This window comes from Daejeonella sp., assembly GCF_049655485.1.
Taxonomy (GTDB): Bacteria; Bacteroidota; Bacteroidia; order Sphingobacteriales; family Sphingobacteriaceae; genus Daejeonella.
Map to the genome: position 1 here is coordinate 1 of NZ_JBASJU010000253.1, position 2,967 is coordinate 2,967.

Consider the following 2,967-nt stretch of genomic DNA (forward strand, 5'->3'; position numbering starts at 1 on the left):
TAACAAATGAACTTTTGCAATTGCAAAAAAGCCGCTGCGGATACAAGTATGCCGAAATGGTGGACGACTATATGAGAGAAATGCCTTCAAAGGTAGGAGAGACGTTAAACCGTCCAATGAATTCGCTCAACAAGAATATAACAATCGTTAATCGTTATAGAGGTAAAATGTTATATAACCTTGAAAGGAAATTTTATATTTCGTGGAGGAAGTTGAAGAGATTTACTAAATAAGTTGAGAATTATGAATGGAGAGTTGAGAATGCCCACCTTGCTCGAACTTGAATAATAACAATATCAAGAGCCAAGTCAAAATAGATACACTATCTTGGTTCTTGGCTCTTGCTTCTTTTATCCCACCAGTTTTTTGTATCTAATCCTGTGCGGAGTTATATCTCCAGTACGTTTTTTCCGGTTCTCTTCGTATTCTGAATAGTTTCCTTCGAAATAATAGACCTCTGAATTCCCTTCGAAAGCCAGGATGTGGGTACAAACCCGGTCCAGGAACCAGCGGTCGTGGGAGATAATTACTGCACAACCGCCAAAGTTTTCCAAACCTTCTTCTAAAGCACGCAAGGTATTTACGTCAATATCGTTTGTCGGCTCATCCAGGAGGAGCACATTCGAACTTTTTTTAAGCGTAATTGCAAGGTGCACCCTGTTTCTTTCTCCTCCCGAAAGTACTCCTACCTTTTTCTGCTGATCTGCACCGTTGAAATTGAATTTTGAAACATATGCTCTTGAGTTGATAGGCCTGTTTCCCAAGAGGATGGTTTCATTTCCATCTGTAATGTTTTCCCAAACAGATTTTTCGGGATCCAGATCATCATGCATTTGATCGACATAACCAAGCGCAACAGTTGGGCCCACCCTGAAGGTACCAGCATCAGGTTGTTCCTGGCCAGTTATCAATCTGAACAAGGTTGTTTTTCCAGCGCCATTTGGGCCTATTATTCCAACAATGCCTGCGGGTGGAAGTGAGAAGTTTAAGTTCTCGAATAAAATCTTATCACCGTATGTTTTACTTACGCCCTGAGCTTCAATTACCACATTCCCCAAGCGAGGTCCTGGAGGTATGAAAAGCTCCAGTTTGTCTTCTCTCTCTTTAGTATCCTCAGAAGCTAGTTTCTCATAATTTGAGAGACGGGCTTTTGATTTAGCATGCCGGGCTTTTGGAGCCATACGTACCCATTCCAGCTCACGCTCCAATGTTTTCTGACGCTTACTCTCTGTTTTTTCTTCCGATTCAAGTCTCTTAGACTTTTGATCCAGCCATGAAGAATAATTTCCTTTCCATGGAATACCTTCACCACGGTCGAGTTCAAGGATCCAGCCAGCTACGTTATCAAGGAAATATCTATCGTGAGTAACGGCAATTACCGTCCCTTTATATTGTTTAAGATGTTGTTCCAGCCAGTCGATACTTTCAGCATCCAGGTGATTGGTAGGCTCATCTAACAAGAGAACATCCGGTTCTTGTAATAATAATCGGCACAAAGCGACACGTCGGCGCTCTCCTCCTGACAAAGTGGCAATTTTTGAATCGGGCTCCGGACAACGCAGGGCGTCCATAGCACGCTCAAGCTTAGTATCCAGTTCCCAGGCATTACTTGCATCTATTTGATCCTGAAGCTCGCCTTGTCTTGCCAGTAGTTTGTCCATCTCATCTGCATTCTCATAAACCTCGGGCAAACCAAATTTCTCATTGATCTCTTCATACTCTTTAAGTATAGCAGTAGTGGCAGCAACACCCTCTTCAACTACCTCACGTACAGTCTTTTCGTTATCAAGAATGGGTTCCTGTGCAAGGTAGCCAACAGTATAACCAGGGGAGAAAACAACTTCTCCCTGGTATGATTTATCTAGTCCTGCAATAATTTTTAAAACTGATGATTTACCCGATCCGTTTAAACCTATGACTCCGATCTTAGCTCCGTAGAAGAAAGAAAGGTAGATGTTCTTTAATACCTGTTTTTGTGGCGGGTAGATCTTATTTACCCCAGCCATGGAAAATATTATTTTCTCGTCTGACATGTTGTTTTACAATGAGGCTCAAATATCGTATTTTAGTCAGAGAGATGTCAACTTTATTATCTCAGAAATGACGTAAAACCTTTTAAATTTAAATGGCGTAATTGTTGATAACTTGTTACAATAGCCTCAAGTGTATTAATCCAATATTTTAATAGCTTAGGGCGTTAAACATACAGAAAGGTATAATAATGGAAGCTAAATTTTCCCCACGCGTCAAAGACGTAATTTCATATAGCCGGGAAGAAGCCCTTCGTCTAGGGCATGACTACATCGGCACAGAACATTTATTGCTGGGACTTATCCGGGAAGGAGACGGTATGGCAATAAAAATCCTGAAGGGCGCGGGAGTGGATACTGCACGTTTAAGAAAGTCTGTTGAAGATTCTGTTAAAGGAACCTCGAGCACAACTGTTAATCTTGGAAATATCCCACTTACTAAGCAAGCTGAAAAAGTATTAAAAATCACTTATTTGGAAGCTAAAATTTTCAAGAGTGATGTTATTGGAACTGAGCACTTATTACTTTCAATCCTTAGGGATGAAGACAATATCGCTTCCCAGATATTACAGCAATACAACGTTAACTACGACATTTTTAAAGCTGAGGTAGAGAATAATAAAGATGGTTTCAGAGATGAGGCCTCCGGTGGTTCTCCTGCAGGTGATGATGATTTCAGAGAAGAAGAGAGTTTTAGCCAGCCGAAAAAGGTATCCGACATAAAGTCTAAAACACCTGTACTCGACAATTTCGGGCGTGATTTAACTCGCGCTGCAGAAGATGGCAAGCTTGACCCTATTGTAGGTCGTGAGAAGGAGATTGAACGTGTTTCTCAGATCTTATCCCGTCGTAAAAAGAACAATCCAATTCTTATTGGAGAACCGGGAGTTGGAAAATCAGCAATTGCTGAGGGGCTTGCCCTTAGAATTATCCAAAG

General features: G+C 41.2%; 3 protein-coding genes. 2 read left to right on the forward strand and 1 reads right to left on the reverse strand.

All coding sequences use genetic code 11. The annotated features are described in order from the left end of the window. On the forward strand, positions 1-233 hold a 233-nt coding region (locus WBJ10_RS10820), incomplete at its 5' end, for a hypothetical protein (protein WP_424290168.1). 117 nt (positions 234-350) lie between these two features. On the opposite strand, the gene ettA is transcribed toward WBJ10_RS10820, so the two are convergent. Beyond that, complete coding sequence (gene ettA / locus WBJ10_RS10825) at positions 351-2,033, reverse strand: energy-dependent translational throttle protein EttA (RefSeq protein ID WP_424290170.1); 1,683 nt, start codon at positions 2,031-2,033, stop codon at positions 351-353. A gap of 188 nt (positions 2,034-2,221) precedes the next feature. On the opposite strand from ettA, the gene WBJ10_RS10830 reads away from it, so the two are divergent. Next, the coding region (locus WBJ10_RS10830; protein ID WP_424290172.1) for a Clp protease N-terminal domain-containing protein at positions 2,222-2,967 on the forward strand (746 nt) is incomplete at its 3' end.

Coding starts and splice junctions, on each gene's coding strand:
- ettA (WP_424290170.1), bottom strand. CDS start 2,033: ATGTCAGACGAGAAAATAATATTTTCCATGGCTGGGGTAAATAAGATC.